The organism is Aerococcus sp. L_32 (assembly GCF_050689315.1).
In genome coordinates this window covers 1-502 of record NZ_JBOEQF010001326.1, presented here as the reverse complement: position 1 = coordinate 502, position 502 = coordinate 1, and the positions used below count along the sequence as shown (strand labels likewise).

The following is a 502-nucleotide window of genomic DNA, read 5'->3' as shown; positions in this document are numbered from 1 at the left end:
GGCGTCTAACATTGCGGTAATGCCTGTACCACATGAAGATACAGATAAATACGGGGTAATCGATCCTGAAGCGCAATTCTCTGAAAAGATCTACAATGTAAAACAATTCGTTGAAAAACCTAAACCAGAAGATGCGCCATCAAACTTAGCTATTATCGGTCGTTACTTGTTAACGCCAGAAATCTTTGACTTGTTGGAAACACAAGGTGAGGGTGCTGGTAATGAAATCCAATTAACAGATGCCATTGACCGTTTAAACAAAACGCAACGCGTGTTTGCGTATGAGTTTACTGGTCGTCGTTATGATGTTGGGAATAAATTGGGCTACATGCAAACAAGCATTGAATACGGCCTTCAACAAGACGATCTCAAAGAAGGTTTGAAAGAGTATTTACTATCCATTGAAGATGAACTTTAATTAGAGAATTTATGTGAAAGGTTGTAATTAGCTTGAGCTAGTTGCAATCTTTTTCCCTTAAATCGTGTTAGAATGGTAAGCGAC

The 502-nt window shown here is 38.6% G+C and carries 1 protein-coding gene; it reads left to right on the top strand.

The genetic code is table 11. The features are described 5' to 3' along the window. On the top strand, window positions 1-418 hold a 418-nt coding region (locus ACRCJ0_RS19600; protein WP_431391897.1), incomplete at its 5' end, for a sugar phosphate nucleotidyltransferase. Between the last annotated feature and the right edge of the window lie 84 nt (window positions 419-502).